The following is a 26,620-nucleotide window of genomic DNA, read 5'->3' as shown; positions in this document are numbered from 1 at the left end:
GGCGTTGCACCCTCCGGGACGACAGGGGGAGTGCGGACATGGGCGGACGGGAAGAGGCACGGTGGACCAGGGCGCGGCTGGGGCGGTGCGGGCCGTCGCTCGATCTGCTGACGGCCTCCTTCGACCGGCACGTCTACGCCCCGCACGCCCACGCCGAGTACACCGTCGGCGTCACCCTCGGCGGCCTGGAGGTCATCGCCTACCGGGGCGGCCGTATCCACTCCGGCCCCGGTTCCCTCGTCGTCCTGGAGCCGGGCGAGATGCACACCGGCGGGCCCGCCGCGCCCGAGGGCTACGCCTACCGCGCCCTGTACGCGGCGCCCGGACTGCTGGGCGACGGCCTGCTCGGCGAGACCCTCCCGCACTTTCGCGAACCGGTCCTGCACGACCCCGAACTGGCCGCCGCGCTGCGCCTGACCCACACGGAACTCGCCGCCTGCCCCGACCCGCTGGAGGCCGAGTCCCGACTGCCGTGGCTGCTCACGGCCCTGGCCCGGCGCCACTCCACGGCCCGCGCGGCGAGCGACACCGTGCCCGGCGCCGACCGTATCGCCGCCGTCGTCCGTGACCGCCTGGCCGGCGAACTGCTCACCCCGCCCTCCCTCGCCGACCTCGCCACCGAGCTGGGCCTGTCCCGCTACCAGCTGCTGCGCGCCTTCCGTACGGCGACGGGGATACCGCCGTACGCCTGGCTGGCCCAGCACCGGGTGACCCGGGCCCGCGGTCTGCTGGAGGCGGGTGTGCGCCCGGCGGAGGTGGCGGCCCTGGTGGGCTTCGCCGACCAGGCGCACCTGACCCGGTGGTTCCGCCGGGTGCTCGGGGTGACCCCGGCGGCGTACCGCAACAGCGTTCAAGACGCGCGGTGAGGCCCTGGCCGAAACTCTCCGCATGACTGCACGCGGCTGGTTCCTCTTCTCCCTCATGGGAGTGGTCTGGGGCGTCCCCTACCTCATGATCAAGGTGGCGGTGGACGCGGTGTCCCCGGCCACCGTGGTGTTCGTGCGCTGCGCGCTCGGCGCGGCGCTCCTGCTTCCCTTCGCCCTGCGGCAACCGGGCCTGGCCCGCACCGTCCGCGCCCACTGGCGGCCGCTGCTGGCCTTCGCGTGCATCGAGATCATCGGCCCGTGGTTCACCCTGACCGACGCCGAACGGCACCTTTCCAGCTCCACGGCGGGCCTGCTGATCGCGGGCGTCCCGGTCGTCGGCGTGGCCCTGGCCCGGTTCTTCGGCGACACCGAACGGCTCGGCATACGGCGGCTGAGCGGCCTCGCCCTCGGTCTCGCCGGCGTCGGCGTCCTCACCGCCCCGCATCTGACCGGCGGCGACGCCCGCTCCCTCGCCGAGGTGCTGCTGACGGTGGTGGGCTACGCCACGGCCCCGCTGATCGCCGCCCGCCACCTCAAGGACGTCCCCTCCCTGCATCTCACGGCGCCCTGCCTGGCCCTGGCGGCGCTGGTGTACGCCCCCGCGGCGGCGGCGACCTGGCCGTCGGAGCTGCCGGCGCCCTCGGTGCTCGCGGCCCTGGCCGGCCTGGGCGTGATCTGCACGGCGGTGGCCTTCGTCGCCTTCATGGAGCTGATCAGGGAGGCCGGCCCGACACGGGCGACGGTGATCACGTACGTCAACCCGGCGGTCGCGGTGGCGGCCGGCGCGATGTTCCTGGACGAGCGCCTGACGGTGACGATCGCCGTGTCCTTCGCGCTGATCCTGGCGGGCTCGGTGCTCGCGACGGCCGCGGGTCCACGCAGGACCACCCGCCCGGTACCATGGTCCGCACGGCAGACGAGCCGGGCGGACGGCCGCGTGGAGTCCCCTTGACGGGGGGCTTCCCGAGGAACGTCCGGGCTCCACAGGGCAGGGTGGTGGCTAACGGCCACCCGGGGTGACCCGCGGGACAGTGCCACAGAAAACAGACCGCCGGGGGCCTCGGCCCTCGGTAAGGGTGAAACGGTGGTGTAAGAGACCACCAGTGCCCAGGGTGACCTGGGCAGCTAGGTAAACCCCACCCGGAGCAAGGTCAAAAGGAAGCACTCCGGTGTTTCTGCGCGGACGTTCGAGGGCTGCCCGCCCGAGTCCGCGGGTAGACCGCACGAGACCGGCGGCAACGCCGGCCCTAGATGGATGGCCGTCGCCGAGGGGCCCGCGAGGACCCCTCGGAACAGAACCCGGCGTACAGCCCGACTCGTCTGCCCCTTCGGGGGTTCGTGTCACATCGGCGGGTTGCCGTGTTTGCGTTCCGGCAGGTTCGCGTGTTTGGCGCGGAGCATCGCCAGGGAGCGGATCAGGACGACGCGGGTCTCGGCGGGGTCGATCACGTCGTCGACCAGGCCGCGTTCCGCCGCGTAGTACGGGTGCATCAGGGCGGATCTGTACTCCTTGATCAGGCGGGCACGGGTGGTGTCCGGGTCGTCGGAGGCGGCTATCTCGCGGCGGAAGACGACGTTCGCCGCGCCCTCCGCGCCCATCACCGCGATCTCGTTCGTCGGCCAGGCGAAGGACAGGTCGGCGCCGATCGAGCGGGAGTCCATGACGATGTACGCGCCGCCGTAGGCCTTGCGGACGATCAGGGAGATGCGCGGCACCGTCGCGTTGCAGTAGGCGTAGAGCAGCTTGGCGCCGTGGCGGATGATGCCGTTGTGCTCCTGGTCGACGCCCGGCAGGAAGCCGGGGACGTCCACCAGCGTGACCAGCGGGATGTTGAACGCGTCGCAGAACTGCACGAAGCGGGCCGCCTTCTCCGAGCCGTGGATGTCGAGGACGCCGGCCAGCGCGGTGGGCTGGTTGGCGACCACGCCCACGACGTGGCCGTCCAGGCGGGCCAGCGCGCACACCACGTTCTGCGCCCAGGCCTCGTGCACCTCGAAGTACTCGCCGTCGTCGACGATCTCCTCGATCACCGCGCGCATGTCGTACGCCCGCTGCGGGTCCGCCGGGACCAGGGAGGCCAGCGCCTCGGTGCGGCGGTCCGCCGGGTCGCCGCCGCGCGCCACGGGCGGCAGTTCGCGGTTGTTCTGCGGCAGCAGGGACAGCAGGTGGCGGACGTCCGCCAGGCAGTCCGCCTCGTCGTCGTAGACGAAACCGGACACGCCCGAGAGGGACGAGTGGACGTCCGCGCCGCCGAGGCCGTCGTGGGTGATCTGCTCGCCCGTGACCGCCTGGACGACGTCCGGGCCCGTGATGAACATCTGGGCCGTGCCGCGCACCATGAACACGAAGTCGGTCAGCGCGGGGGAGTAGGCCGCGCCGCCCGCGCACGGGCCGAGGATCACGCTGATCTGCGGGATGACGCCGGAGGAGCGGGTGTTGCGGCGGAAGATGCCGCCGTACCCGGCGAGCGCGGTGACGCCCTCCTGGATGCGGGCGCCGGCGCCGTCGCTCAGGCCGACGACGGGCGCGCCCGCCGCCTCCGCCAGGTCCATCACCTTGTGGATCTTCTCGGCGTGCGCCTCGCCCAGGGCGCCGCCGAAGACGCGGAAGTCGTGGGCGTACGCGAAGACCGTGCGGCCGTGCACCAGGCCCCAGCCGATGACCACGCCGTCGCCGTGCGGCTTGCGCGCCTCCAGGCCGAAACCCGAGGCGCGGTGCCGGCGCAGCGGCTCGATCTCGGTGAACGTCCCCTCGTCGAAGAGGAGTTCCAGCCGCTCCGGGGCGGTCAGCTTGCCCTTGGCGTGCTGGCGCCGGGTGGCCTCGGGGTCGGGGCCGCGGCTCAGCTCCTCCTTCAGCCGTTTCAGCTCGTCGGTGGAGCGGCGAAGGTCGGGAGCGGGGACCAGAGCGAGCCGTTCGTCGAAGGTCGTCATTGAAGCACCGTAGAAAGCACCCCTCGAACCCCCCGGCACGTCACCTGGAGAACGGCTCGATCACCGCTCACGGCGACCTGCCGCAACGCCCAACCCCACCCCGCCGGTTCAGGCGCCCGCTGCCGGGTGGAGGGCGAGGTCCGCGTTGCCGGCGAGTACCGCCTGGTGGAGATCCTGCAGAGGCGCGGAGGGTTCGAGGCCCAGCTCGCTGACCAGTGAGCAGCGCAGGCGCTGGTAGGCCTCCAGGGCGCGCCAGCTGCCGCCGGTGCGGTGCAGGGCGCGCATCAACTGGGCACAGAAGCCCTCGTGGAGGGGATGGCGTGCGGCCAGTACCCGCAGCTCGGGCACCACTTCGGAGTGCCGGCCGAGCCGCAGGTCGGCCTCGATGCGCCGTTCCAGCGCGGTCGTGCGCTCCTCGTTCAGCCGCAGTATCTCCAGCTCCAGCACCGGCCCGGTGGGTACGTCGACGAGGGCCGGCCCCTGCCACAGGGCGAGCGCGCGGCGCAGCAGGTCGGAGGCGGCGCGGTGGTCGCCGATCTCGAAGGCGGTGCCGCCGGCCAGGGCGAGCCGCTCGAACTCGTGGGCGTCGACCCGGCCGGGTTCCACGTGGAGCAGATAGCCGCCGAAGCGCGTGACCAGGATGTCCTTGGCGTCGCGCAGCGGGTCGCCCTCCAGGGCGGCGGTGAGGCGGCGGCGCAGCTGCAGGATGTACGTCTGCAACGTGGTGGAGGCACTGCGGGGAATGCTCTCGCCCCAGATCTCCTCCATCAGCGTCGGCACCGACACCACCCGGTCGGCGTGCAGGGCGAGCAGAGCCAGCAATTGGCGGGGCTTGGCGGCGCTCGGCACGACCGACACGCCGCGTTCCTGCGCGGCGAGCGACCCCAGGATCTGGATCTCCATCAGCGTTCTCCCCCTTGGCCCACGGCCGCCGGCGTTCCCGTGACGGCCCGATCGGAGTCCGGCTCATGAGACTCGCACCGCGGCCGCCGACGGCCCAGTGACGGGTGCACGACCCCCCTCATGAAAATGTCATGGTCCCCCGATGAGTGGCGCACTGCCGGAGCCTGGAATTCCGGTCGCAGACTCTCGACCCAGACGCCGCGGCGGATTCCGCTTCGGCGCGGAGGGTTCCCGGGCGCGCGACGCGGTTCGCTGTGTGTGTACCGCGCCATCGACCGCCCAGTCGGTTCTTTTCACAGGGGGTACACATGAACATCACCGAAGACATCCTTCGTCTCACACAGGCCGAGACCCGGTCCCAGGACTCCGGGCCGGCCGGCGGGGCAAGCGGGGAGATCCTCGTGGAGAGCCTGACCCGGGCCGACGCCGTGCGCGCCGGCTGGTGCATGTGCATATCCTCCGTGCTCGGCACCCGGGCGGGTGCGTGAGAGAGGGACAGAGCCCGGCCCGCGGCCCGTTCGTGGCGCTCAAGCGCCATGTGCGGGCCGCGTCGGTCCCGGGAGAGGCCGTGTTCGTGTGGTCCGACCAGGACGTGACCACGGTGCGGGGCGCCGGCGCGGAAGCCCTGCTGGGGCTGCTCGACGGCAGCCGTACCCTGCCCGAACTGCTGCGGGAGGCCGCGGCCGCCATGCCGGCCGAGGTGGCGGGCCGGGTGGTGCGCCAGCTGGCCGAGGCCAACCTCGTGGGGTACCGCCACGACGTGTCCCGCCCGTCCGCCGGCGCCGAGCGCGGCTCGGCGCAGGCCTACTGGGACCGCGCCGGACTGGACGGCGCCCTCGCCGAGAGCGAGGTGCGCGACCGGCCGGTGGCGGTGATCGGCGTCGGCGACGTGGACACCGACGCGGCCCGGTCCGCCTGCCGCGCCTCCGGTGTCACCGCGGTCGCCGAGGACGCCGCCGCCGATTTCGCCCTCGTCCTGTGCGAGGACTACCTCGCCCCCCAACTGGCCTCTGTGGCCGCACGGTTACGGGCTCAGCGCCGCCCGTGGCTGCTGGCCAGGCCCTTCGCGGCCGATCCGTGGACCGGCCCGGTCTTCGAACCGGAGGCGGACGGCGCGTGCTGGAGCTGTCTGGCGCACCGGTTGCGCGAGCACCGCCGCGGTGAGCTGACGGTGCAGCAGGCCCTTGGCCTGGACCGGCCCGCCGTCCTCCCGGGGCCCTCGCTGGCCGCCGTACGGGCCATGGGGCTGCACAGCGCGGTCCTGGAGGCCGCCAAGTGGCTCGCGGGGCTGCGCAGTCCACAGCAGGGGGCGGTGTGCGTGCTGGACAGCCTCACCCTGCGCACCGCCCACCATCCGGTGCACCGGCGCCCGCAGTGCCCGGACTGCGGGGACCCCTCGCTGGTCGCCGAGCGGACCCGGCGCCCGGTGGTGCCGGTCTCGCGGCCCAAGGCCGGGGCGTCGGGCAGCAACGACCGGGCGCTGTCCGCGGAGCAGATGCTGCGGCGGTACGGCCATCTGATCGGGCCGGTCACCGGCGTCGTGACGGCCGTACGGCCCATGGCGGGCCTTCCCGAGGGGCTGCACGCCTACGACTCCGGCCACAACCTCGCCCTGCGCGGGCACTCCGCGGACGGGATGCACCGGGTGCTGCGCGCGCGCAGTTCCGGCAAGGGGGTGACCTCGGCCGAGGCGCGGGCCAGCGCCCTGTGCGAGGCGGTGGAACGTTACTGCGCGACGCGTCAGGGCGACGAGCTGACCATCACCGACTCCCTGGCCGGTCTCGGCGAGGCCGCCGTCCACCCCAACACCTATCAGCTGTTCCACGAGCGGCAGTACGCCGACCGGGACCGCTGGAACGCCTCGCACACCCCCTTCCACCACGTGTGCGCTCCCTTTGACGCGCACCGGCCCACCGAGTGGACGCCGGTGTGGTCACTCACCGCCGGTGCCCAGCGGCTGCTGCCCAGCTCCACGCTGTACTTCGACTGTTCACCCGGCGGCGCCGCGGACGGGCTGTGGGCCGACTCCAACGGCAACGCGGCCGGCAGCAGCACCGAGGACGCCGTGGTGCAGGGCTTCCTGGAACTCGTCGAGCGGGACGCGGTGTCCCTGTGGTGGTACAACCGGCTGCGGCGGCCCGGCATCGACCTGGACGCCTTCGACGAGCCGTGGCTGACCGGCCTGCGCGAGACCCTGGGCCGGGCCGGCCGCCGCGTCTGGGCCCTCGACCTCACCTCCGATCTGGGCATCCCGGTCGTGATGGCGGCCTCCCGTGACGAGCGGAGCGCGGACACCGTCTACGGCTTCGGGGCGCACTTCGACCCACGGCTGGCGCTGCGCCGGGCGCTGACCGAGATGGTCCAGATGCTGCCCCCCGCGGCCCTGGAGTCGGCGCCGCGCGCCCCCGGGCAGCCCCATCTGCTGCCCGATCCCGGGCAGTCGCCGCGCACCCCCGCCTCCTGGCGGCCCCGCGCCCGCCACGACGACCTCCTCGACGACGTCGAGGACATCCGCTCCCTCGTCGCGGCACACGGTCTGGAGCTGCTGGTACTGGACCAGACCCGGCCGGACGTGGGCATTCCGGTGGTCAAGGTCCTGGTGCCGGGACTACGGCACTTTTACGCCCGCCTCGCCCCGGGCCGGCTGTACGACGTACCGGTACGTCTCGGCCAACTGGACCGGCCGACGCCGTACGGCGAACTCAATCCGGTGCCGCTCGTGCTGTAGATCCGGTGAGGGCGCTGTACAGGTCCCAACCCGGCATGTGTCGGCTTATAGTTCGGTCACGCATACTCCCGACATCCATGCGAGGAGTCGACACATGGCGGGCCGTTTCCGGACTTCGGACAACGACCACATCCGCGCCACGGACCTGGCGGAGGGAGCGCCACCGGGCACGGGGAGAAGCGTCTCGGCCATGGCCGCGCCGGATGAGGGCGGAAGCCGGGGCGGCGACAGGGACCTGCTGGCACCGCGGTTCGCCCGGGGCATCAGCACGGTGGTCTTCGCGGGATACGGCGTCGTCACCCTGCTCAATGTGCAGAACGGCGTGTCCAGCGCGCTCGGCCTCGTGTTATGCACCGTCGTCGTGGTCGTGCTCTACGCGGTGCAGATCCTGCTCACCTCGCCCCGCGCCCGCCGCTGGTCCGGCCGGCGCCGGGCGGCCATCCTCGCCACCCAGGCGGCGCTCACCTTCGGGCCCATGGTGTGGCTGGGTGTCGCCTGGGGAAGCATGGCGGGACCGCTCGCCGGATCGATTCTCCTCATGCTCCCCGGCCGGATCGCCTGGCCCTGCTACAGCGCGGTCCCGCTGGCCCTCCTCGCCTGGTCCGCCAGAGGCGGGGTGTCGGCACTGGAGATGGGCTACTACGCCGTCTCCACCGCGCTGACCGGGCTGGTCATCTACGGCCTGACCCGGCTCACCGACCTGGTGCGCGAAGTGCACGACACCCGGGCCGAGATGGCCAGGATGGCAGTCACCCAGGAGCGGCTGCGCTTCGCGCGGGACCTGCACGACCTGCTCGGCTACAGCCTCTCCACCATCACCCTCAAGACCGAACTGATCCACCGCCTGGTTCCGGTCAACCCCGAACGGGCCTGCACCGAGGTGGCCTCAGTGCTCGGCGTGGCACGGCAGGCGCTGGCCGACGTGCGGCTGGTGGCCAGCGGTTACCGGGACATGTCGCTGGAGGCGGAGGCCGAGTCGGTGGCCGAGGTGATGGCCGCGGCCGACGTCGACGTGCAGATGGACATCGACTGCGGCCGTCTGCACCCCTTGGTGGACACCGTGCTGGCGACGGCCCTGCGTGAGGGCGTCACCAACATCCTCAGGCACAGCAAGGTGCAGTCGTGCACCATCACGGCCCGGACGGAGAAGGAGGCGGTACGTCTGGATCTGATCAACGACGGCGTGGCGGCGCCGGAGCGGCCCGACTCCCCCTACCGCGGCAGCGGACTGGGGAACCTGCGCACCCGGCTCGCCGCGATCGGCGGGGAGATGACGGCCGGGGTGGTCGGGAACCGGTTCCGGCTGACGGCGGTCGCTCCGCTCAGACCGTCGAAGGGTGAGGACGCGGACTGCCCGCTGCCGCGCGGCCACCGGGCCGCCGGCGGCCTCGCCGGCTGGGCCGGGGAGGCGGACAGACCCGCGGTCTGAGCGCACACTGACAATCGGGGGAGTCAATGCTGTTGATCAAGATCCTGCTCGCGGAGGACGTGCACATGGTCCGCGGCGCGCTGATCGCCCTGCTGGAACTGGAGCCGGACCTCCAGGTCGTCGCCGCCGTGGCGCGCGGTGACCTCATCGTCTCGTCGGCGCTCGAAGCCCGCCCCGACGTCGCCGTCATCGACATCGACCTGCCCGGCGTCGACGGCCTCACCGCAGCCGCCGAGCTGCACGAGAAGGCGCCGGAGTGCCGCACGCTCATCCTCACCAGCCTGGGCAGGCCCGGGACGCTGCGGCGGGCGATGGCCGCGCGGGTCTCCGGATTCCTGCTCAAGGACTCCCCGCCGACCCGGCTGGCCCAGGCGGTGCGCTCCGTCGCCGCCGGCCAGCGGGTCATCGACCCCGAACTCGCCCTCAGCGCCTGGGAGGCGCCCGACAACCCGCTCTCCCCCCGGGAGACCCAGGTGCTCCGGCTCGCCGCGCGCGGCGCCGACGCGGCGGAGATCGCGGATCACCTCTACCTGACCCGGGGCACCGTACGGAACTACCTCACGGCCATCGTGGACAAGCTCCGCGCCCGCAACCGGATCGACGCGATCCGCATCGCCGAGGAGGCGGGCTGGATCCCCTAGGCTCTGCTGACCCGAGGCGCCGCCCGGCCGCCCGGCGCACCCGGGCCGTGCCCCTGTGCCCCGGTCCGTGGACCACCTCATCTCTCCGCCAGCGGGCCCGCGTTCAGCCTGGACAGCACGCCCGCCAGGTCCACCGCGTCGCTGCCCGGGCCGCGGCACACGGCGAGGCACACCGGCCCCCGGGGCCCGGCCATCCGCCGCAGGAAGGGCGTGAGCACCGGCTTGGGACCGATCTCCACGACATGACTGGGGGTCTGCTGCGCGAGCATCCGGCGCACGGCGTCGGCGAACCGCACCGGTGCGGTGAGCTGCGCCGTCCAGTACGCCGGGGTGAGCGGCTCGCCGTACTCGCGGCCGTACACCGTGGAGTAGTACGGCAGCGCGGGCCGCCCGCCCGCCGACTGCCCCGCCGCCTCCCCGAACCGGGACGTCACCGGCTCCATCAGCGGCGACTGGAAGGCGTGGGTCACCTGGAGGAAGGTGCTGGAGATGCCGGCCGCCGCGAGCCGGGCCCGCACCCGTTCCAGGCCCTCCAGCGGCCCGGACAGCACCGTGGCGCGCGCCGCGTTGTACGCGCCGATGCACACCTGCGGCTCGCCCGCCAGCGCGTCCGCCGCCTCGTACGGGGTCGCGCACGTCGCCATCATCCCGCCCCCGGACGGCAGACCCCGCAGGGCGGCGGCGCGCAGGCACACCAGCCGGGCCGCGTCGGCCAGGGTCAGCGCCCCGGCGACCACGGCCGCCGCGAGCTCCCCGGTCCCGTGCCCCAGCACGGCCACCGGACGCACCCCTTCCTCCTCCTGCAGGGTCATCGCCAGGGCGTAGCCGACGGCGAACAGCGCCGGCTGGGTCAGCGCGGCCTGGTGCACCCCGCCGTCCCCGCCGAGGATCAGCTCCCGGACCGAGCGGCCCAGATGCGGTCCGAGCACCTCGTCGGCCGCGCCGAGATGGCGCCGGTAGGCGGACAGCTCCCGGTGCAGGCCGGCGGTCATCCCGGGGTGCTGGCAGCCCTGCCCGGTGAACACGAACACCGCGCTCACCCGCCCGGAGTGCCGGCCCGTGCCGTGCCGCATCGCCAGGTAGTGGGCGAGGTCGCGGATGGTCGGATGGGCCCAGAGGTCCGCCGGGTCGAACAGCGGGCCGAACTCGCCCTCGATGTCCCCGAACAGGTTGAGCAGGGACACCGAGTCGAGTCCCCAGACGGACAGGTGCTCGTCCTCGCCGACCTGCCGCCGCGCGTACCGGCGGATCCGCTCGGCGAGCCACGCGGCGAAGGTCCGCTCGTCGTGCTCCCGCGGCGCCGTTCCGCTCACGTCTTCCCCCTTCCTCAGGGTGGTCCCACCGGTGGTCGCCCGGCGGGGTCGCCCGCCGCTAGCGGCGCGGGCCCGCCGCGGTCACCAGGTCGTCGGCCAGGTACTGGTGCAGAGGCCGCAGCCCGCCGCTGAGGAACAGCCGGCGCATCGCGCAGCGCTCCACCTTCCCGCTGGAGGTGCGCCGGACGGTGCCCGGCCGCACCAGCAGCACGCCCGCCACCGCGACCTCGAACTCCTCGCTGAGACACCGGCGCACGTCCGTCACCAGCTCCTCCAGGTCGAGGGCGTAGCGCTGATGGGTGCGCAACTCCTGGACGAGGACGACCCGTTCGCGCTCCCCGGGCACGGAGAAGGCGGACCCGGTGCCGAACAGCGAGCTGACGCGCTGGACGGTGCGCTCCAGGTCCTGCGGGTAGAGATTGCGGCCCGCGACCACGATCACGTCCTTGAGCCGGCCGGTGACGTAGAGCCGTCCGCCGTCCACCGCGCCCAGGTCGCCGGTGCGCAGCAGGCCGCCGGTCCCGTCGGCCGTCGCGGCGCCGAAGTGCTCGGCGCTCGCCGGGCGGTCGCGCCAGTAGCCGGGGGCCACGCCCGGACCGCCGACCCATATCTCGCCGACCATCCCCTCGGGCAGCACCTCGCGGGTCTCCGGGTCCACGATCAGCACCCGGCCGGCCGCCCGCTCCACCGTGCCGCACGGCACGAGGGTGTGCGCCGGCCGCCCGGGCCGCGGCTCGCTCAGCCGGCCCTGCTGGAGGGCCTCGGCGTCCACCGTCCGCTCACCGTCCCCGGCAGGGCCGCCGCACACCAGCAGCGTCGCCTCCGCCAGGCCGTACGCCGCGTGCATCGCCTCCGCGCGCAGCCCCACGCCCGCGAACCGCTCCAGGAAGGCGCGCCGGGTCTCGGAGCGCACCGGCTCCCCGCCGGAGACCGCGACGCGCCAGCCGGACAGGTCGAGGGCCGCCCGTTCCTCGTCGGTGACCCGCCGCACGCACAGGTCGTACGCGAAGTCCGGGGCGCCGCTCACCTCGATGCCGTACCGCCCGATCGCCTCCAGCCAGCGCACCGGGCGGCGCACGAAGGACTCCGGCGACAGCATCACCGAGGTCGCGCCCAGCCACAGCGGATGCAGCAACTGGCCGACCAGGCCCATGTCGTGGTGGAACGGCAGCCAGCCGCCGATCCGGGACTTCGGGCCGGCGCCCAGCAGGGCGGCCAGCGCCTCCTGGTTGGCGAGCAGATTGGCGTGGGTGACCACCACGCCGTGCGGGCTGCCGGTGGAGCCGGAGGAGAACTGCAGATAGGCCACCGTGTCCGGGCCGAGCTCCGGCAGCCGCCCGGTGTCCGGTCCGCAGATCGCGTCGGCGGCCAGACAGGGCAGAGAACCGTGGCCGTGCCGGGCCAGCAGGCGGGAGACGTCCGGGGCGAGCGCCGCGTCGGTGAGCACGGCCCGCGGGGAGGTCTGCCGGACGATGCCGGCCACCCGCTCCTCGTGGTGACTGCGGCCGCCGTACGGCGGCACCGGCACGGCGACGGCGCCGGCGTACAGACACGCCAGGAACGACACCGCGAACTGGCTCCGGGAGGCGTGCAGCAGCAGCACCGGCTCCCCGGTGACGCCGTCGGCGCACAGCCGGGAGGCCAGCCGGCGGGCCCGGTCGTCGAGCGTGCGGTACGAGACCGGGGCGGGACGACCGCGTTCGTCGCTGTCCGGCAGAAGGAGCAGAGCGGTGCGCTCGGGCGTCCGCTCGACTCTGTCGATCATCAGTTCGGTGAACGTGCGGTAGTCGCTCATTCCGGCCCCCTGCGTGTCGTACGGACGCGGACGCCCTGGCGTCGGCGCCTGTTCCACCGCGACGGAACGGTATGCAGGCCTTCTTGAAGCGCGCTCGACCGCGGCTGGGCCACCCGGGGCCGGGGAGGATCAGCGCGGCGCCGCCCAGCCGACCCGGGGGCGCCGGCGCGGCGCGTGCCACGGGGCGCGCGCCGGCGTGACGTCCGCCGCGTCCGCCTCCTGCCGCGCCCGCAGCCTGGCCAGCAGGACGGCGGCCAGCGCGGCGAGTTCGGCCGGCTCCGGGCGACCGCGCACGACGGTGAAGACCGCCTGCGTCTCGATGGGTTCGTCCATGCGCCGATGCTGCGGCCACCTGCTCGAGAAACACTCGGGGGACGTGGGTGTGGGGGGTGGGGTGAGGGGGGCCGCGTCGCGGCCGAGGCGGGGGAGTGGGCGCGGGGCATCGGGCCGGGGGTGGGGCATCGGGCCGGGCGCGGGGCGGGGCCCCGGCCGGTGCGCGGGGGGCGGTGGGTGGTGCGGCGGGCCGGGCCGCGGTGTGCGAGGTGGGGCGCGGTGCCCGGGCCGGGCCGCGGTGCGCCGGGCCGGGCCGCGGTGCGCGAGGTGGGGCGCGGAGGGCCGGGGTGCGCGCGGGTCGCGCGGCGCGGGGATCAGGGCCCGTGGGTGGTGTCGGTCGGGCAGGCGAGTCCCTCGGGCGGGGCGGTGAACTCCCGGCGGGGGCTGAGCCCCGGGCGGTGCCTCCCGCAAGGCCGGGCCCCATGGTGGGGACCGCCCCCACGGGACGGGGTCGCAGGCAGGTGCCCCTCGCCGTGCCGGTGGGGCGTGTCAGGACTCGGTGAGGGGGCGGGCCGGTTCCTCCGTGACGTGGGCCGTCGCCGCCAACCGGGCGCGGCTGTTGCGGTACGTCGCGCTCGCGTGCACCCGTTCGCCGGCCTCCGTGTCCCGCCACCACAGGAGCCCCGTGTAGACGGACGGATCGGCCACCGAGCGCAGCAGATCGCTGCCGCCGAAACCCTCCTCGGGCAGGCACCGGGCTACCAGGGAGCCGAAGGCCAGTTCGAACCGTTCCGGATCGTCCGCCCCCACGGCCCGGACGAACACCAGCCGGGCGGCCTCGGTCTCGGTGCCGTCGAGGGCCATCCGGCCCACGCTGACCAGTACGTCCGCCTCCGCTCCGGCGCCCGCCGCGAGCCCGCGCGGACGGGCGGGCGCCGCCGGGTCGCGGTGCACCGCCCGTACCAGACGGTCCAGGCCGGCCCACCGCTCGAGATGCACGTACTCACCTTCACGCCCGGTCAGCGCGGCCGTCACCCGGGAGACGAACCCCCGGCGGGACTCGCGGTGCCGGGCGTACGCGAGGAGTTCACGTTCGAACACCCCGGGAGCCACCGTGGCCGAGTAGCGTCCGACCACGGCCAGTTCCGGATTGCGATCGTGCTGGGACACCGCGCAGCCCCCCTCCCCGTCCCGGCATGCACAGTTCCGGACATTCGACCACACCGCGCTCGAGCGCCGCTCGAGTGCGGGTTCGGGCCCGCGCGCACGAGAGTTCCTCGAGGATGTGCCGAGCCGTCGCGGTGACCGTGGACCTTCCCGATCGGAGAAGGGACGGCACACCATGCCCGTCAGCGGAAACAGCGACAGCAGCATCGCTCGCGTCGTACTCGGGCGTCTGGCACGGTCGGTATGGAACTCACTGGTGGTCTATGGATCCATGTGGCTGCCGGCGGACCAGGCCCCGTTCTGGCAGCAGTACCGGTACGACACCGCACCGGCACCGCGGCCGCAGCACCCGGGGTCCGGCGCTGGCGGAAGCGATGTCACCGAGTCTGACCCGACGACCTTGAGCGCGTCTTGAGCCGTGCCGGTCGAGCAGCGGGCGGCGGGCGCCGGGACCAGGACGGAGGGACGCCATGACGAGCGCGGTGAACACGGTGACCACGGTGAACGCGGTGAACGCGGTGAGCATGGTGAACGCGGTGGACGCGCTGAGCACGGTGGACGCCTCGGAAGCCGCCCTGCAGGAACGCATCGCCCTGCTGGAACACCACTTCGCGGACCTCGACGACCCCGGCAACCCGCTGGGCGCCCAGCAGTTCCTGGCCGCCGACGAACGCCGGCAGCCGCTGCCGGCCGCCGAGCGGCTGCTGGACTCCTTCGGGCTGAACGCCGAGTTCGTGCCCCGGGAACTGGGCGGCAGACTCGACCGGCTGGACGCGCTGGCCCGGGTGCTGCGCGTGGTATTCCGGCGCGACGCGGCACTGGGCCTCGGCTACGGCCTGACCTCGTATCTGGCCGCGGCGGTCGTCTGGGCGGGCGGCACCCCCCACCAGCGCCGGGACACCGCCGGCCTGCTGCTCACCGGCGGCCGGATGGCCTGCGTCTATCCCGAGCCGCCGCAGGGCAACGACTTCCTGCGCAACCGGCTGACCGCGGAGCCGGACGGCGACGGCTACCGCCTCAGCGGCCGCAAGGAGGCACTGAACAACGCCGCCCGGGCCGGCGCGCTGGTGCTGTTCGCGCACACCCCGGACGGGCCGAGCGCCTTCCTCACCCCGGGCCCGGCCCACCCCGAAGGCCGGGCTATCCGGCTGCTGCCCCGCCGCCCCACCGTCGGCGTGCGCGGCTGCGACATCCGTGGCCTCGCCTTCGACGGCCACCCACTGGACGCCCGCCGGCTGATCGGACCGGCGGGCGAAGGAACCCGGCTGGCCGACCTCGTCTTCCCGCTGACCCGCAGCGCCGGCCTGTCCATGGCGGTGGGCTGCGCCGACACCGCGCTGCGCACCACCACCGCCTTCGCCCGCTCACGCCGTCTGCGCAGCCCGGCCTCCCTGCGCTCCTCCCGCACCCGCGGCGCCCTGGTGAACGCCTTCGCCGACCTGCTGGTGTGCGACTGCCTGTCGCTGGTCGCCACCCGGGCGGTCCACCTGCTGCCCCGGGAGTGCCGGACCCTGGGCGCCGTCGCGAAGTACCTGCTGCCGACGGTCCTCACCGAGGCGATGGACGACCTGTCGATCGTGCTGGGCGCCGAGGCCTACGCCACCGGCGGCAGTTACGGCATGTTCGCCAAGACCGCCCGCGACCTGCCGATGATCGGTCTGGGCAGCGCGGGCGCCTCGGCCAGCAGGACCGTGCTCGTCGCCCAGCTGCTGCGGCTGCCCTCCCTCGGCGCGCCAAAGACCACCGCGGAACTCGCCCCGCTGTTCCGGCCGTTCGAGGCGGGGCTGCCGCCTTGGCGGCCGGAGATGAGCGAGTCCGCCCCCGACCGGGACTCGCTGCTGGGCCTGTTCGAGGGCTGGGCACGGCAGGCCGGCGCCGCGGCGGCCGGCGAGTTCGCCGGTCCGCTGGCCCAGGCGTCCGCGGTGCTGGTGGCCCAGCTGCACGCGCTGCGCGAGGCCTGCGCCGGCCTCGCCGCCCGCCCCGTCGGCCGGCCGGTCAGCCCCCGCGCCTACGCGCTCGCCGACCGCTACGCGCTGATCGTCGCCGCGGCCGCCTGCCTCGGCGTGTGGCACCACCGCCCGGCCGGCGGCTTCCTCGCCGAGCCGGCGTGGGCGGCCACCACACTCGCCCGGATCGCCCGCCGGCTCGACAAGTCGGCGGAGCGGGTACCCGCGCCGGCCGAGGACCGGATGCTCGCGGAACTGCTGCACCGCTTCGACGACGCCCGCAGCTACGACCTGTACGCGACGGCGATCGGCCGGTGACCCGCGGCGCTCGCACGACGAGCGCCGCGGCCGGACGGCAGCCGCCCCCGGACGGCACCGGACGGCGCCGGACGCGCCGGACGAAGGAGGGACGACGCCGATGAGCACCGTCGCATCCCCGTACCCCGCCGAGGAGGCGCCGTGAGGCGGCCGTTGCGGCACCGCGGGCCCGGGTGCTCGTGGGAGCCGGTGCGCCGCGCGCTCGCGGAGCACGGCGCCTGCGTGGTCCACGCGGCCGTCGACGACTGGCTGCCGCCGGACCTCGACGCCCCGGAACTGGCCGCCGACCTCGGGCCGGACCACGTCCGCCTGGCGCGGATGCCCGTCACGCGCAACCGGGACCGGTTCGTCGCCTCCCGGCTGCTGCTGAAGTCCGCCGCGAGCGCCGTGCTGGGCACCCTGCCCGGGGAGCTGGAGCTGGCGTACAAGCCGGGCGGCCGCCCCTACCTGCGGGGCATCGACCAGCTGGACATCGGCCTCAGCCACACCGAGGGGCTGCTGGTGGTGGGACTGACCCGGCTCGGCCGGATCGGGGTGGACACCGAGCCGGCCGACCGCCGGATGGTGGAGCTGGGCACCGAACTGCGCGCCTGCACCCCGTACGAGCTGCAGGCCCTGGAGCGCGTGCCGCTCGAGCGGCGCAACCGCGAACTGGTGCGGCTGTGGACGCTGAAGGAGGCCTACAGCAAGGCGATCGGTCAGGGACTGCGGTTCCGGTTCACCGAGTTCGGTTTCGGGCCGCGCGACGCCCGGGTCCGCATGCTGCGCCCCGACGGCACGCCGGGCACCGGCCAGGAGTGGTCGTTCCACAGCTGGCTGGTCGACGACGCCTACACCGTCAGCGCCGCCGTCTACGACTCCGGTTTCGGCGACCGGCAGGAGCGAGGTGACGGGCTGTTGCTCCCCGTGCTCCGCGACCCGCGCTCCAGCGCCAGTTGAGCGGTGACCGAGGCCCTGCGGTGACGCTCGGATCGCGCATCTGACCGAAAAGGTGCGGCGAAACGGTGCGGCAACGAAGGGGGATTTCGGGTGCAGCGCTATCTCGCGGTCCGGCCGGCGCCCGGCAGGGACGGTGTCCGGCTGTTCTGCTTCCACCATGCCGGCGGCGGCGCCATGACCTTCGCCGGATGGCAGCGCCGTATCGGAGAGGGCGTGTCCGTGCTCCCGGTGCGGCTGCCGGGCCGCGAGACCCGGCGGCGCGAGGAGCGGATCACCGACGGCACGCGGCTGGTCGAGGAGCTGCAGAGCGATCTGGGCCCGCTGCTCGACGAACCGCACGCGTTCTACGGGCACAGCCTCGGGGCGCTGGTCGCCTACCGGTTCGCCGAGCACCGGGTGCGCGCCGGGCAGCGCCCGCCGCAGCTGCTCTCGGTCGGCGCCTGCTCCGCCCCCCAGCTTCCCGCACCGCTGCTGGAGACCCTGATCAGCCCCGAACTGCCCGATGAGGAACTGATCCTGTCCCTGGGCGACCAGCACAGCATCCCCGCACCGCTGCGCAACCGGATCGGCTGGCTCGCCGGCACACTCGCCACCCTGCGCGCCGATCTGCTGCTCGCGCAGAACCTGCGGTCCGCGCCCGTGACCGCGCTGCCATGCCCCCTCGACGCCTACGCGGGCGAGGTCGATCCGCTGGTCTCGGTTCCCGAGACGCACGCCTGGCAGCAGTGCACCACGGCCCGGTTCCGGCTGCGGACCGTCCGCGGCACGCACTTCTTCGTACGAGGCCGTGACGTGCCCCGCGAGGTCGGGGAGGCCCTGCGGTCCACAACAGGACCTGGGGCGGCGCGGCCCGACGCGGCGCCGCACCAGGCCGGCTGACCCACGCAACCCGAAGGAGATCCGCGCATGGACATCAGTGTCCTCGGCCCGTTCCGGGCCACCCTTTCCGGGGTGCCCGTGCACCTCACCGCCGTCAAACCGCGCAAGGTCTTCGCACTGCTCGCCCTGCAGGCGGACGAGGTGGTGTCGGTCGCCTCGCTGGTGGAGGAGGTGTGGGGGGAGAACCCCCCGCGCAGTGTGCAGACCACCCTGCAGACGTACATCCTGCAGATACGCAACGCCATCGCGGCCGCGCTCGGCGCCGGCGCCGGCGAGGGCGCCGGCCTGCCGAACGGGCCCAAGAGCATCCTCGTCACCGAGCCCGGCGGGTACCGGCTCGACATCCACGGCGGCCTGCTGGACGCCCACGAGTTCGACGCGCTGTCCTCGGCCGGGCACCGGGCCCTGCACCGGGGCGACTGGCTGGAGGCGTCCTCGTACTTCGGCCGGGCGCTGTCCCTGTGGCACGGCCGCGCGCTCGCGGACGTCCAGTGCGGGCCCCTGCTGGAGGTGGACGCCACCCGGCTCGACGAGTCGCGGATGAGCGTGCTTCAGCGCCGGATCGAGGCAGACCTGAGGCTGGGCCGCCATCATGAGCTCGTCGGTGAGCTGTCCGGGCTCGCCGCCCGTCATCCGCTGCACGAGGCGGTGCACGAGCAGCTGATGCTCGCGCTGTACCGGGTCGGGCGCCGCAGCGACGCCCTGGCCGTCTACCGGCACCTGCGCCGCTGCCTGAACCAGAGCCTCGGACTCGATCCCTCACCGAGCGTCGAGCATCTGCACCGTGCGGTGCTCGACTCCTCGCCGCAGCTCGAAGTGGCCCCGGTGGGCTCCGCGGGCCCGCAGCTGGCGAGGGCCAACTGACCCCGTCAAGGAAAGCGAGAGGAAGCATCGTGACCGACATGAACCTGTCCGCGCTCGGAGAGCTCCTGCTCGAATGCGTCGGCGCCCCCGAGGAGGGCATGGCCCTGGAGGGCGAGGAGGCCCTCGACACCCCGTTCCTGGAGTTCGGCTACGACTCCCTCGCCCTGCTCCAGGTCACGAGCGTGATCAACCGCACGTACGGCATCGTGCTGGACGACGACGCCGTCATGGAGGCCGAGACCCCGCGGATGCTGCTCCAGATGATCAGCACGGCGCCGCGGGCCGGAGCGGTCAGGTGACCGCACCGGGCCACCACGTCCCCGGTACCACCAGCGCAGTCGACGGAGGAATCTGATGCCCTACGCAGCCATCACGTACCGGGTCAAGCCCGGGTTCGAGGACGAGATCGCCGAGATCTTCGCCAAGTTCCAGCGGGTCGACACCCCGGACTTCACCGGCGGCGACGGTGAGCAGGCCGGCCGGCTGCTCGGCACGGCCGTCTTCCTCAAGGACGACGTCGTCGTCCGGGTCATCCACTACGAGGGCGACTTCGCGGCGATCGGGCGGCACATGGCCCGGCAGCAGGGCGTCCACACCGCGGAGGCCGAGCTGACGCCCTACCTCGCCGAGCCGCGGGACACCACCTCGCCCCAGGCGTTCGCCGAGTACTTCCGCGACGCGACCATGCGCACGGTCGTCGAGCTGAGCGTCGACACCCACCCCGCGGGGGCCGCGGCGTCATGACCGACGTGCTGGCCGTCGCGGCCCTGCTCGGCAGCGGCGTCACCGCCGGGGTGCTGTTCGCCGTCGCGCTGAGCGTGCTGCCCGCGCTGTTCGCGATGGAGACCGGCACGTACGTGTACGCGCACCAACTGCTCGGCCGGAACTGGGATCCCACGATGCCGGTCATCGTGCTGTGCAGCACGCTGGTCGACGTGGCGCTGGCGGTGGCTCACGGCGGCACCGCGCGGCCGCTGTTCGCGGTGGCGGCGGTGCTGATGCTCGGGGTGTCCGGGGTGTCCCACCTGTGCAACGTGCCGATCAACCGCCGGGTCAAGGCGATCACCGACCCGGCCGTCATCCCGGCGGACTGGGAGGACCCGCGTCCGCTGTGGCGCCGCTTCCACCATCTGCGCACGGTCCTGGCCGTCCTGGCCCTCGGGGTCACCGCGGCCGCCGTGACGGTGATGTGAGCGACGCCGACGCGTGAGGGCGCGGGGCACGGTCGACGACGACCGTGCCCCGCGCCCTCACGCGTACCCGGCGGACGGCCCGGTACCGGCTGCGACCGCCGCGGCGGGCACGCCGGGACCGTGCACCACGCCCACAGCGGCCTTGCCGCCGCGACGGGGGCCACGGGCCGACGATGCCCCGCGAGAGACGCGGGCCGGCCGAGCGCCCCCGTCCCCGACCCCGGCCCCCGGATCACGCCCCTGGCGGTGTGTCGCGGGCGGAGATCTGGGCGACCGTGGTGAGCAGGCTGCGGCGGAAGGTGGCCACGAAACCCTCGACCGTGTCGGTGTCCCGCGGCTTGCTGAGGTACGGCTTCAGCTTGCGTTCGACCTCCCGCACGCCGGGCTGCGAGGCCATGTGACGGGCGACGGCCTCCAGGTCGCCGGTGTACTCGATGACCCGGACGAGCGTGTCGTCGCGCAGGAAGACCGCGGTGGCCAGGATCGTGCCGGCCTGCTCACCCGAGGCGTCCTCGACCCGGCTGCTCCGCACCCGCTTGAAGTCGCCGAAGATCGCCGTCAGTTCCTTCTCGTAGCCCGGCTTGATGTCGTACGTGATCGCTGCGAACGGCATGCCCGTGCCCTTTCCCTTGCCTGTCGGTGGACGGTCCGGCCAGCACAGCCGTGGCGCCTCGGGCCGCGCTCGAAGTCCCCTCGCTGGAGGAGAGTTCGAGCGGCCCTCCAGACCGCGGTGCGACGTTCCCGTGTGACCACCGACCGCCGGGAGGACCCGTGCACCGCACTCTGATCGTCGCCAAGCTCCGGCCGGACAAGACGGACGACATCGCCGAGATCTTCGCGGAGTCCGACGCCACCGACCTGCCGCACATGATCGGCGTGAGCCGCCGCACGCTGTTCACGTTCCACGGCCTGTACTTCCACCTCGTGGAGGCCGACGACGACATCGGCCCGAACCTCTACCGGGCGCGCAGCCACCCGCTCTACGACGACATCAACACCCGGCTCGCCCAGTGCGTGGAGCCGTACGACCCGAACTGGAAGGAGCCCAGGGACGCGATGGCCCGGCCCTTCTACATCTGGACCAAGGACGGAGGACGGATCCAGTGACCACCGCCATCACCCGCACCGTGAAGGTGGCCGCCGACGAGGTCGAGGCCAACACCAAGCGCGGCGGCGACCTCCGGGTCACCCTGAGCCCCAAGACGGTCGGCTGCACCTCCGGCTTCGGCGGCGTCCTGGCCCTGGAGCCCGGGGACTGGGTGACCGAGCACTACCACCCGTACTCCGAGGAGTTCCTGCACGTCGTCGCCGGCACCCTGGAGATGACCCTGGACGGGCGGGACGTCGTGACGCTGGGCCCCGGCGACTCGCTGCTGGTGCCGATCGGCGTACGCCACCGCCTCGTCAACACCGGCGAGGACACCGCCCGGTGCGCCTTCCACCTGTCGCCCCTCGCGCCGCGCCCCGAGCTGGGCCACGTCGACACCGAGAAGGCGCAGCGCCCCGGGCAGGCCAACCCGGACGTGGGCGGTGCCCGGTGACCCGACGCGCCGTCATCACCGGCATCGGCGCGGTCGTGCCGGGCGGGGTGGGCCGGGAGGCCTTCTGGCGGACGCTGTCCGAGGGCCGTACGGCCACCCGGCGGATCACCCTGTTCGACCCGGCGGCGTTCCGCTCGCAGGTCGCCGCCGAGGTGGACTTCGACGCGGCCACCGCCGGGCTGACGCCCCGTCAGGTGAGACGGATGGACCGCGCCGCGCAGTTCGCGGTGGTCTCCGCCCGGGAGGCGGTCGCGGACAGCGGTCTCGAGCTGTCCGCCCTCGACCCCGGGCGGATCGCGGTCTCCCTGGGCAGCGCCGTCGGCTGCACCATGGGCCTGGAGGAGGAGTACGTCACCCTCTCCGACAGCGGCCGCAAATGGCTCGTCGACCACGAGTACGGCGTACCGCACCTGTACGGCTACATGGTGCCGTCCACCCTGGCGGTCGAGGTCGCCTGGGAGGCCGGGGCCGAGGGCCCCGTCGCGCTCGTCTCCACCGGCTGCACCTCCGGCCTGGACTCCGTCGGGCACGGGGTGCAGCTCATCGAGGAGGGATCGGCCGACGTCGTGATCACCGGCGCGACCGACGCCCCCATCTCGCCCATCACCTCCGCCTGCTTCGACGCGATCAAGGCGACCACCCCGAACAACGCCGACCCGGAGCACGCCTCGCGCCCCTTCGACGGGGAACGCGACGGCTTCGTGCTCGGCGAGGGCTCCGCCGTGATGGTCGTCGAGGAACGTGAGGCGGCCCTCGCCCGGGGCGCCCGCATCTACGCCGAGATCTCCGGCTTCGCCAGCCGCAGCAACGCGTACCACATGACCGGTCTGAAGCCCGACGGGCGGGAGCTGGCCGAGGCCATCACGGTCGCTCTGGACCGGGCCCGGCTGGACCCCGCCGCCGTCGGCTACGTCAACGCGCACGGCTCCGGCACCAAGCAGAACGACCGCCACGAGACGGCCGCGTTCAAGCGCAGCCTCGGGCAGCACGCCTACGACATCCCGGTCAGCTCCATCAAGTCGATGGTCGGGCACTCGCTGGGCGCGATCGGGTCCATCGAGGTGGCCGCCTGCGCCCTGGCGCTCGACCGCCAGGTCGTGCCGCCGACGGCGAACCTGCGGACCCGGGACCCGCTGTGCGACCTGGACTACGTGCCCCTCACCGCCCGCGAGCACGCCATGGACGCGGTGCTCACCGTCGGCAGCGGCTTCGGCGGCTTCCAGAGCGCCATGGTGCTCACCCGGCCCGGCACCGCCGCGGCCGCCGCATGAAAGGGCAGTGACGATGACCATCGCCAGCGCCCCCGTCGTGACGGGGCTGGGGATCTGCGCGCCCACCGGGATCGGCGTCGACGCCCACTGGGCCGCCGTCCTGGCCGGCAAGTCCGGCATCGGGCGCATCGAGCGTTTCGACCCGTCCCCCTACCCGGTCCGCCACGCCGGCCAGGTGCCGGGCTTCGACGCCGCCGAGCGCGTGCCGAGCCGGCTGATCGCGCAGACCGACCACTGGACGCATCTCGCGCTGGCCGCCGGCGAGGCGGCCCTGGCGGACTGCGGCGCCGACCTCACCGCCATCGGCGAGTACGAGATGGCCGTGGTCACCTCGTCGTCCTCCGGGGGCACCGAGTTCGGCCAGAACGAGATGACCGCCCTCTACCAGCACGACCCCGCCTGGGTCGGCGCCTACCAGTCCATCGCCTGGTTCTACGCGGCCACCACCGGACAGCTGTCCATCCGGCACCGGATGCGCGGCCCGTGCGGGGTGCTGGCCTGCGAGCAGGCCGGCGGCCTGGACGCCGTGGCCCAGGCCAGGCGACTGCTGCGCGGCGGATCCCGGCTGGTCCTCACCGGAGGCACCGACGCCTCGCTGTGCCCCTACGGCCTGACCGCGCAGCTCACCACCGGCAAGCTGTCCACCGTCGCCGACCCGGAGCGGGCCTATGTGCCCTTCGACGCCGAGGCCGGCGGCTACCTGCCCGGCGAAGGCGGGGCGATCCTCGTCCTGGAGCGTGCCGAGGCGGCCGCCGAGCGCGGCCTGGGCACCGGCTACGGGCGGGTGCTGGGCCACGCCGCCGGCTTCGACCCGGCGCCCGAGTCCGGTCGGCCGCGCGCCCTGCGCCGTACCGCCGAGCGGGCCGTCGCCGACGCCGGGCTGACACCGTCCGACATCGACGTCGTCTTCGCCGACGCCTCGGGCACCCCGGCGGACGACCGCGCCGAGGCGGAGGCCATCACCGCCGTCTTCGGCCCGCGCGGCGTCCCCGTCACCGCGCCGAAGACCCTCACCGGCCGCCTCTACGGCGGCGGGGCGCCGCTGGACGTGGCCACCGCGCTGCTCGCGCTGCGCGACGGCGTGATCCCGCACACCGCGCACGTCCGCGACCTCGCGCCGGGGCTGGACATCGACCTGGTCACCGCCGCCCCGCGCGAGCTGCCGCTGCGGCACGCGCTGGTCCTCGCGCGCGGCCACGGCGGTTTCACCTCGGCCCTGGTGCTGGGCCGCTGACCCCTACCCGCGTCACGACCGTACGGAGTTGCCATGGCTGGACACACCGACAACCACATCGTCATCGACGCCCCCCTGGACGTGGTCTGGCAGATCACCAACGACGTCCCCAACTGGCCCCACCTGTTCAGCGAGTACGCCTTGGCCGAGGTGCTGGAGCGCGACGGCGACACCGTCGTCTTCCGCCTCACCATGCACCCGGACGAGGACGGCAACGTCTGGAGCTGGGTGTCGCGGCGGACCAGCGACCCGGCCACCCGCACGGTGCGTGCCGAGCGCGTGGAGACCGGACCCTTCGAGTTCATGCACATCTTCTGGGAGTACACCGAGGAACCCGGCGGCGGCGTCCGCATGCGCTGGGTGCAGGACTTCCACATGAAGCCCGGGGCGCCGGCGACCGACGACGCGATGACCGAGCACCTCAACGTCAACACCAAGGTGCAGATGAAGCTCATCAAGGAGCGCGTCGAGGCCGCGGCACGGGCCCTGACCCGCTGAGGAGCACCCGTGCTGAACGTTCTCGCCCCCGCGCTGCTGCTGCTCAACGGGCTGGCCGCCGGCGTGCTCCTCGGCACCCAGCTCGGCGGCTTCCCCTATCTCGCCTCGCTGCCCACCGACCGCTACGTGCACGCCCACGCGTTCTTCGGACAGCGCTACGACCCGGCGATGCCGATCTGCCTGGTCGGCACCGTCGTCCTCGACGCGGTGCTCGCGGCGGCCGGCGACGGCGCCCCGGCGCGGACGCTGTTCGCCGTGTCGGGTGTGCTCGCCGCGGCCACCGCGCTGATCTCGGTCACCAAGAACGCTCCGGTCAACCGGTGGATGCGGACCATCGACCCGGACCACCTGCCGGCGGACTTCCGGGACCCCCGCACCGCGTGGGGCGCCTGGAACCGCCGCCGCAGCCTGCTCACCATCGCGGCGCTCGTCGCCAACTGCGCCGCGCTCGGCTTCCTGCTGTGACGGACCTTCCCGATTCGACGGCTACGGAGGAACACCCATGGATCTCGACCTCAAGGGCAAGAAGGCCCTGGTCACCGGCGGCACCCGCGGTGTCGGCCGGGGCGTCGTCCTGGCGCTCGCCCGCGCCGGCGTCGACGTCGTCACCTGCTACCAGCACGACAGCGAGTACGTCACCTCCCTGGAGCGGGAGCTGAAGGAGACCGGCGGCGACCACCATGTGCTGCGCGCCGACCTGTCCCGGCCCGACGACATAGCCGCCCTGCTGACGAAGGTGCGCGAACTGCACGGCGACCGCCTCGACCTGCTCGTCAACAACGCGGGTGCGATCAGCCACGTCCCGTACGCCGAGCTGCCGCTGGAGGAGTGGCAGCGCATCCTCACCACCAACGTCACCGGCGCCCACCTCGTCATCCAGCACGCGCTGCCGCTGCTCGGCGCCGGCTCCTCGGTGGTGTCGATCGGCTCGCGCGCCGTGGACGCCGGCGTCCCGCTGCGCGCCCACTACACCATGACCAAGGCCGCGCTGTCCGGCCTGAACCGCTCCCTGGCCAGGGAGTTCGGGCCCAAGGGCATCCGCTTCAACATCCTCGCCCTCGGCGTCATCGAGACCGAGAACTTCCACAAGCTGCCCGAGGACCAGCGCCGGCTGATGGCCGAACGCTACGGCGCCAAGACCGCGCTCGGCCGGCTCGGCACCCCCGACGAGGTCGCGGGCGCCGTGCTGTGGCTGGCCAGCGACCTGTCCCGGTACGTCACCGGCAACACCATCGGCGTCGACGGGGGGATCTCCTGATGGCCTTCCGGGTGATGCTGCGCATGGAGATCGAGCCGGGCCGGGAGGCCGACTTCGAGCGGGCCTGGCTGGCGGGCACCGAGGCGGTCACCGGGCACCCCGCCAACCTGGGGCAGTCGCTGTCCCGGGAGGCGGGGCCCGGCAGCACGTACGTCATCGTCAGCGACTGGGTGGACGAGCCGCGCTTCCGCGCGTTCGAGAACAGCCCCGCCCACCTGGAGCACCGGGCGACCCTCCACCCCTTCCGCAAAGGCGGCACCTTCCACGTCATGGAGGTGCTGCACGGCATCGAGGGCAGGGCGGCCGCCGATGCCCGGTGACGGCGGCGGCGAGGTCCGCGTCGTGGTGTACCAGGCCGCGTACGACGAGGAGCAGCTCGGCGCGGTCCGCGCCGCCTACCACCAGGTCAGCGAACGCCTCGCGGGCGTGCCCGGCATGCTCGGCAACGAACTGCTGCGCAGCCCCGCCGACCCGACCGTGCTCGCGGTGATGAGCCGCTGGGAGTCGATGGAGGCGTTCTCGGCGTGGGAGGCGGGCGCGGAGCACCGCGAGGACACCGCGCCGCTGCGGCCCTTCCGCGACACCCGCGCCGGCGTCCCGTTCGCCGTCTACGAAGTGGACGCCGCGTACTGA

General features: G+C 73.7%; 28 protein-coding genes, 1 other RNA gene and 1 pseudogene. 23 read left to right on the top strand and 7 right to left on the bottom strand.

Features of this window, described 5'->3' with window-relative positions; genetic code table 11:
* Positions 1-38: 38 nt before the first annotated feature.
* The 3 genes and pseudogenes from AC0B9F_RS02425 to rnpB all read left to right on the top strand — a co-directional run bounded on the left by AC0B9F_RS02425 (position 39) and on the right by rnpB (position 2,189).
* The gene (locus AC0B9F_RS02425) at positions 39-866 is read left to right on the top strand and encodes a helix-turn-helix transcriptional regulator (protein WP_471998350.1); all 828 of its coding nucleotides are present in this window, start codon (positions 39-41) and stop codon (positions 864-866) included.
* A gap of 22 nt (positions 867-888) precedes the next feature.
* Positions 889-1,668: pseudogene (locus tag AC0B9F_RS02420) on the top strand (DMT family transporter); the annotation flags it as partial.
* A 115-nt stretch (positions 1,669-1,783) separates the two neighbouring features.
* Positions 1,784-2,189: RNase P RNA component class A (rnpB, locus tag AC0B9F_RS02415), an RNA gene on the top strand.
* A gap of 18 nt (positions 2,190-2,207) precedes the next feature.
* Here the strand turns inward: rnpB and AC0B9F_RS02410 are convergent.
* Together AC0B9F_RS02410 and AC0B9F_RS02405 are read right to left on the bottom strand one after the other, a co-directional pair.
* The gene (locus AC0B9F_RS02410; RefSeq protein ID WP_471998349.1) at positions 2,208-3,797 is read right to left on the bottom strand and encodes an acyl-CoA carboxylase subunit beta; all 1,590 of its coding nucleotides are present in this window, start codon (positions 3,795-3,797) and stop codon (positions 2,208-2,210) included.
* 108 nt (positions 3,798-3,905) lie between these two features.
* Positions 3,906-4,700: an AfsR/SARP family transcriptional regulator gene (locus tag AC0B9F_RS02405; protein WP_471998348.1), complete on the bottom strand. Its 795-nt coding sequence runs from the start codon at positions 4,698-4,700 to the stop codon at positions 3,906-3,908.
* A gap of 308 nt (positions 4,701-5,008) precedes the next feature.
* On the opposite strand from AC0B9F_RS02405, the gene AC0B9F_RS02400 reads away from it, so the two are divergent.
* The 4 genes from AC0B9F_RS02400 (at position 5,009) to AC0B9F_RS02385 (ending at position 9,498) form a co-directional block, all read left to right on the top strand.
* Positions 5,009-5,188: a hypothetical protein gene (locus AC0B9F_RS02400; protein WP_471998347.1), complete on the top strand. Its 180-nt coding sequence runs from the start codon at positions 5,009-5,011 to the stop codon at positions 5,186-5,188.
* On the top strand, positions 5,185-7,428 hold the full coding sequence (locus AC0B9F_RS02395; RefSeq protein WP_471998346.1) for a TOMM precursor leader peptide-binding protein: 2,244 nt from the start codon (positions 5,185-5,187) through the stop codon (positions 7,426-7,428). The genes AC0B9F_RS02400 and AC0B9F_RS02395 overlap by 4 nt, the downstream gene beginning before the upstream one ends.
* Positions 7,429-7,618: 190 nt before the next feature.
* Positions 7,619-8,857, top strand: coding sequence for a sensor histidine kinase (locus AC0B9F_RS02390; RefSeq protein WP_471998345.1), 1,239 nt, complete (start codon positions 7,619-7,621; stop codon positions 8,855-8,857).
* Between the two features lie 32 nt (positions 8,858-8,889).
* Positions 8,890-9,498, top strand: a complete 609-nt coding sequence (locus AC0B9F_RS02385; RefSeq protein WP_471998985.1) for a response regulator transcription factor — start codon at positions 8,890-8,892, stop codon at positions 9,496-9,498.
* 77 nt (positions 9,499-9,575) lie between these two features.
* On the opposite strand, the gene AC0B9F_RS02380 is transcribed toward AC0B9F_RS02385, so the two are convergent.
* From AC0B9F_RS02380 to AC0B9F_RS02365, 4 genes are all read right to left on the bottom strand, one after another.
* Entirely contained in the window at positions 9,576-10,811 is a 1,236-nt protein-coding gene (locus tag AC0B9F_RS02380) for an acyltransferase domain-containing protein (protein ID WP_471998344.1), read from the bottom strand.
* 58 nt (positions 10,812-10,869) lie between these two features.
* A complete protein-coding gene (locus AC0B9F_RS02375) occupies positions 10,870-12,606 on the bottom strand; it encodes a fatty acyl-AMP ligase (protein ID WP_471998343.1) in 1,737 nt (578 codons plus the stop codon).
* Between the two features lie 129 nt (positions 12,607-12,735).
* Positions 12,736-12,939, bottom strand: a complete 204-nt coding sequence (locus AC0B9F_RS02370) for an acyl-CoA carboxylase epsilon subunit (protein ID WP_471998342.1) — start codon at positions 12,937-12,939, stop codon at positions 12,736-12,738.
* A gap of 489 nt (positions 12,940-13,428) precedes the next feature.
* The gene (locus tag AC0B9F_RS02365; RefSeq protein WP_471998341.1) at positions 13,429-14,049 is read right to left on the bottom strand and encodes an antibiotic biosynthesis monooxygenase; all 621 of its coding nucleotides are present in this window, start codon (positions 14,047-14,049) and stop codon (positions 13,429-13,431) included.
* Between the two features lie 467 nt (positions 14,050-14,516).
* Here AC0B9F_RS02365 and AC0B9F_RS02360 point away from each other — a divergent pair, with 467 nt between their 5' ends.
* The 7 genes from AC0B9F_RS02360 (at position 14,517) to AC0B9F_RS02330 (ending at position 20,185) form a co-directional block, all read left to right on the top strand.
* The gene (locus AC0B9F_RS02360; protein ID WP_471998340.1) at positions 14,517-16,310 is read left to right on the top strand and encodes an acyl-CoA dehydrogenase; all 1,794 of its coding nucleotides are present in this window, start codon (positions 14,517-14,519) and stop codon (positions 16,308-16,310) included.
* 141 nt (positions 16,311-16,451) lie between these two features.
* Positions 16,452-17,249: a 4'-phosphopantetheinyl transferase family protein gene (locus AC0B9F_RS02355; RefSeq protein WP_471998339.1), complete on the top strand. Its 798-nt coding sequence runs from the start codon at positions 16,452-16,454 to the stop codon at positions 17,247-17,249.
* A 90-nt stretch (positions 17,250-17,339) separates the two neighbouring features.
* Positions 17,340-18,128: a thioesterase II family protein gene (locus AC0B9F_RS02350; RefSeq protein ID WP_471998338.1), complete on the top strand. Its 789-nt coding sequence runs from the start codon at positions 17,340-17,342 to the stop codon at positions 18,126-18,128.
* A gap of 27 nt (positions 18,129-18,155) precedes the next feature.
* On the top strand, positions 18,156-18,992 hold the full coding sequence (locus tag AC0B9F_RS02345) for an AfsR/SARP family transcriptional regulator (protein WP_471998337.1): 837 nt from the start codon (positions 18,156-18,158) through the stop codon (positions 18,990-18,992).
* A 38-nt stretch (positions 18,993-19,030) separates the two neighbouring features.
* Positions 19,031-19,291: an acyl carrier protein gene (locus AC0B9F_RS02340; RefSeq protein WP_471998984.1), complete on the top strand. Its 261-nt coding sequence runs from the start codon at positions 19,031-19,033 to the stop codon at positions 19,289-19,291.
* A 55-nt stretch (positions 19,292-19,346) separates the two neighbouring features.
* The gene (locus tag AC0B9F_RS02335; RefSeq protein ID WP_471998336.1) at positions 19,347-19,736 is read left to right on the top strand and encodes a SchA/CurD-like domain-containing protein; all 390 of its coding nucleotides are present in this window, start codon (positions 19,347-19,349) and stop codon (positions 19,734-19,736) included.
* Positions 19,733-20,185 (top strand): anthrone oxygenase family protein, encoded by a 453-nt coding sequence (locus tag AC0B9F_RS02330; protein WP_471998335.1) that lies wholly within the window; start codon positions 19,733-19,735, stop codon positions 20,183-20,185. The genes AC0B9F_RS02335 and AC0B9F_RS02330 overlap by 4 nt, the downstream gene beginning before the upstream one ends.
* A gap of 232 nt (positions 20,186-20,417) precedes the next feature.
* Here the strand turns inward: AC0B9F_RS02330 and AC0B9F_RS02325 are convergent, their stop codons facing one another.
* Positions 20,418-20,798 (bottom strand): SchA/CurD-like domain-containing protein, encoded by a 381-nt coding sequence (locus AC0B9F_RS02325; RefSeq protein WP_471998334.1) that lies wholly within the window; start codon positions 20,796-20,798, stop codon positions 20,418-20,420.
* Between the two features lie 158 nt (positions 20,799-20,956).
* On the opposite strand from AC0B9F_RS02325, the gene AC0B9F_RS02320 reads away from it, so the two are divergent.
* Genes AC0B9F_RS02320 through AC0B9F_RS02280 form a run of 9 tightly spaced genes read left to right on the top strand, consistent with a single transcriptional unit; the run spans position 20,957 to position 26,620 of the window.
* Positions 20,957-21,292 carry a TcmI family type II polyketide cyclase gene (locus AC0B9F_RS02320; RefSeq protein WP_471998333.1) on the top strand — a complete coding sequence of 112 codons (336 nt, stop codon included), beginning with the start codon at positions 20,957-20,959 and terminating at the stop codon, positions 21,290-21,292.
* Entirely contained in the window at positions 21,289-21,726 is a 438-nt protein-coding gene (locus AC0B9F_RS02315; protein WP_471998332.1) for a cupin domain-containing protein, read from the top strand. Before AC0B9F_RS02320 ends, AC0B9F_RS02315 begins: the two co-directional genes overlap by 4 nt.
* Complete coding sequence (locus tag AC0B9F_RS02310; RefSeq protein WP_471998331.1) at positions 21,723-22,997, top strand: beta-ketoacyl-[acyl-carrier-protein] synthase family protein; 1,275 nt, start codon at positions 21,723-21,725, stop codon at positions 22,995-22,997. Before AC0B9F_RS02315 ends, AC0B9F_RS02310 begins: the two co-directional genes overlap by 4 nt.
* A gap of 13 nt (positions 22,998-23,010) precedes the next feature.
* Entirely contained in the window at positions 23,011-24,231 is a 1,221-nt protein-coding gene (locus AC0B9F_RS02305) for a ketosynthase chain-length factor (protein ID WP_471998330.1), read from the top strand.
* Between the two features lie 33 nt (positions 24,232-24,264).
* Entirely contained in the window at positions 24,265-24,729 is a 465-nt protein-coding gene (locus AC0B9F_RS02300; protein WP_471998329.1) for an SRPBCC family protein, read from the top strand.
* Between the two features lie 9 nt (positions 24,730-24,738).
* Positions 24,739-25,194 (top strand): anthrone oxygenase family protein, encoded by a 456-nt coding sequence (locus AC0B9F_RS02295; RefSeq protein ID WP_471998328.1) that lies wholly within the window; start codon positions 24,739-24,741, stop codon positions 25,192-25,194.
* A gap of 37 nt (positions 25,195-25,231) precedes the next feature.
* Positions 25,232-25,987 (top strand): SDR family NAD(P)-dependent oxidoreductase, encoded by a 756-nt coding sequence (locus AC0B9F_RS02290; protein ID WP_471998327.1) that lies wholly within the window; start codon positions 25,232-25,234, stop codon positions 25,985-25,987.
* Positions 25,987-26,307 carry an antibiotic biosynthesis monooxygenase family protein gene (locus AC0B9F_RS02285; protein ID WP_471998326.1) on the top strand — a complete coding sequence of 107 codons (321 nt, stop codon included), beginning with the start codon at positions 25,987-25,989 and terminating at the stop codon, positions 26,305-26,307. The genes AC0B9F_RS02290 and AC0B9F_RS02285 overlap by 1 nt, the downstream gene beginning before the upstream one ends.
* The gene (locus tag AC0B9F_RS02280) at positions 26,297-26,620 is read left to right on the top strand and encodes an antibiotic biosynthesis monooxygenase family protein (protein ID WP_471998325.1); all 324 of its coding nucleotides are present in this window, start codon (positions 26,297-26,299) and stop codon (positions 26,618-26,620) included. The genes AC0B9F_RS02285 and AC0B9F_RS02280 overlap by 11 nt, the downstream gene beginning before the upstream one ends.

The organism is Streptomyces sp. NPDC097129 (assembly GCF_055668065.1).
The sequence above is the reverse complement of the archived record's forward strand: the minus strand, read 5'-3'. Positions and strand labels throughout refer to the sequence as shown.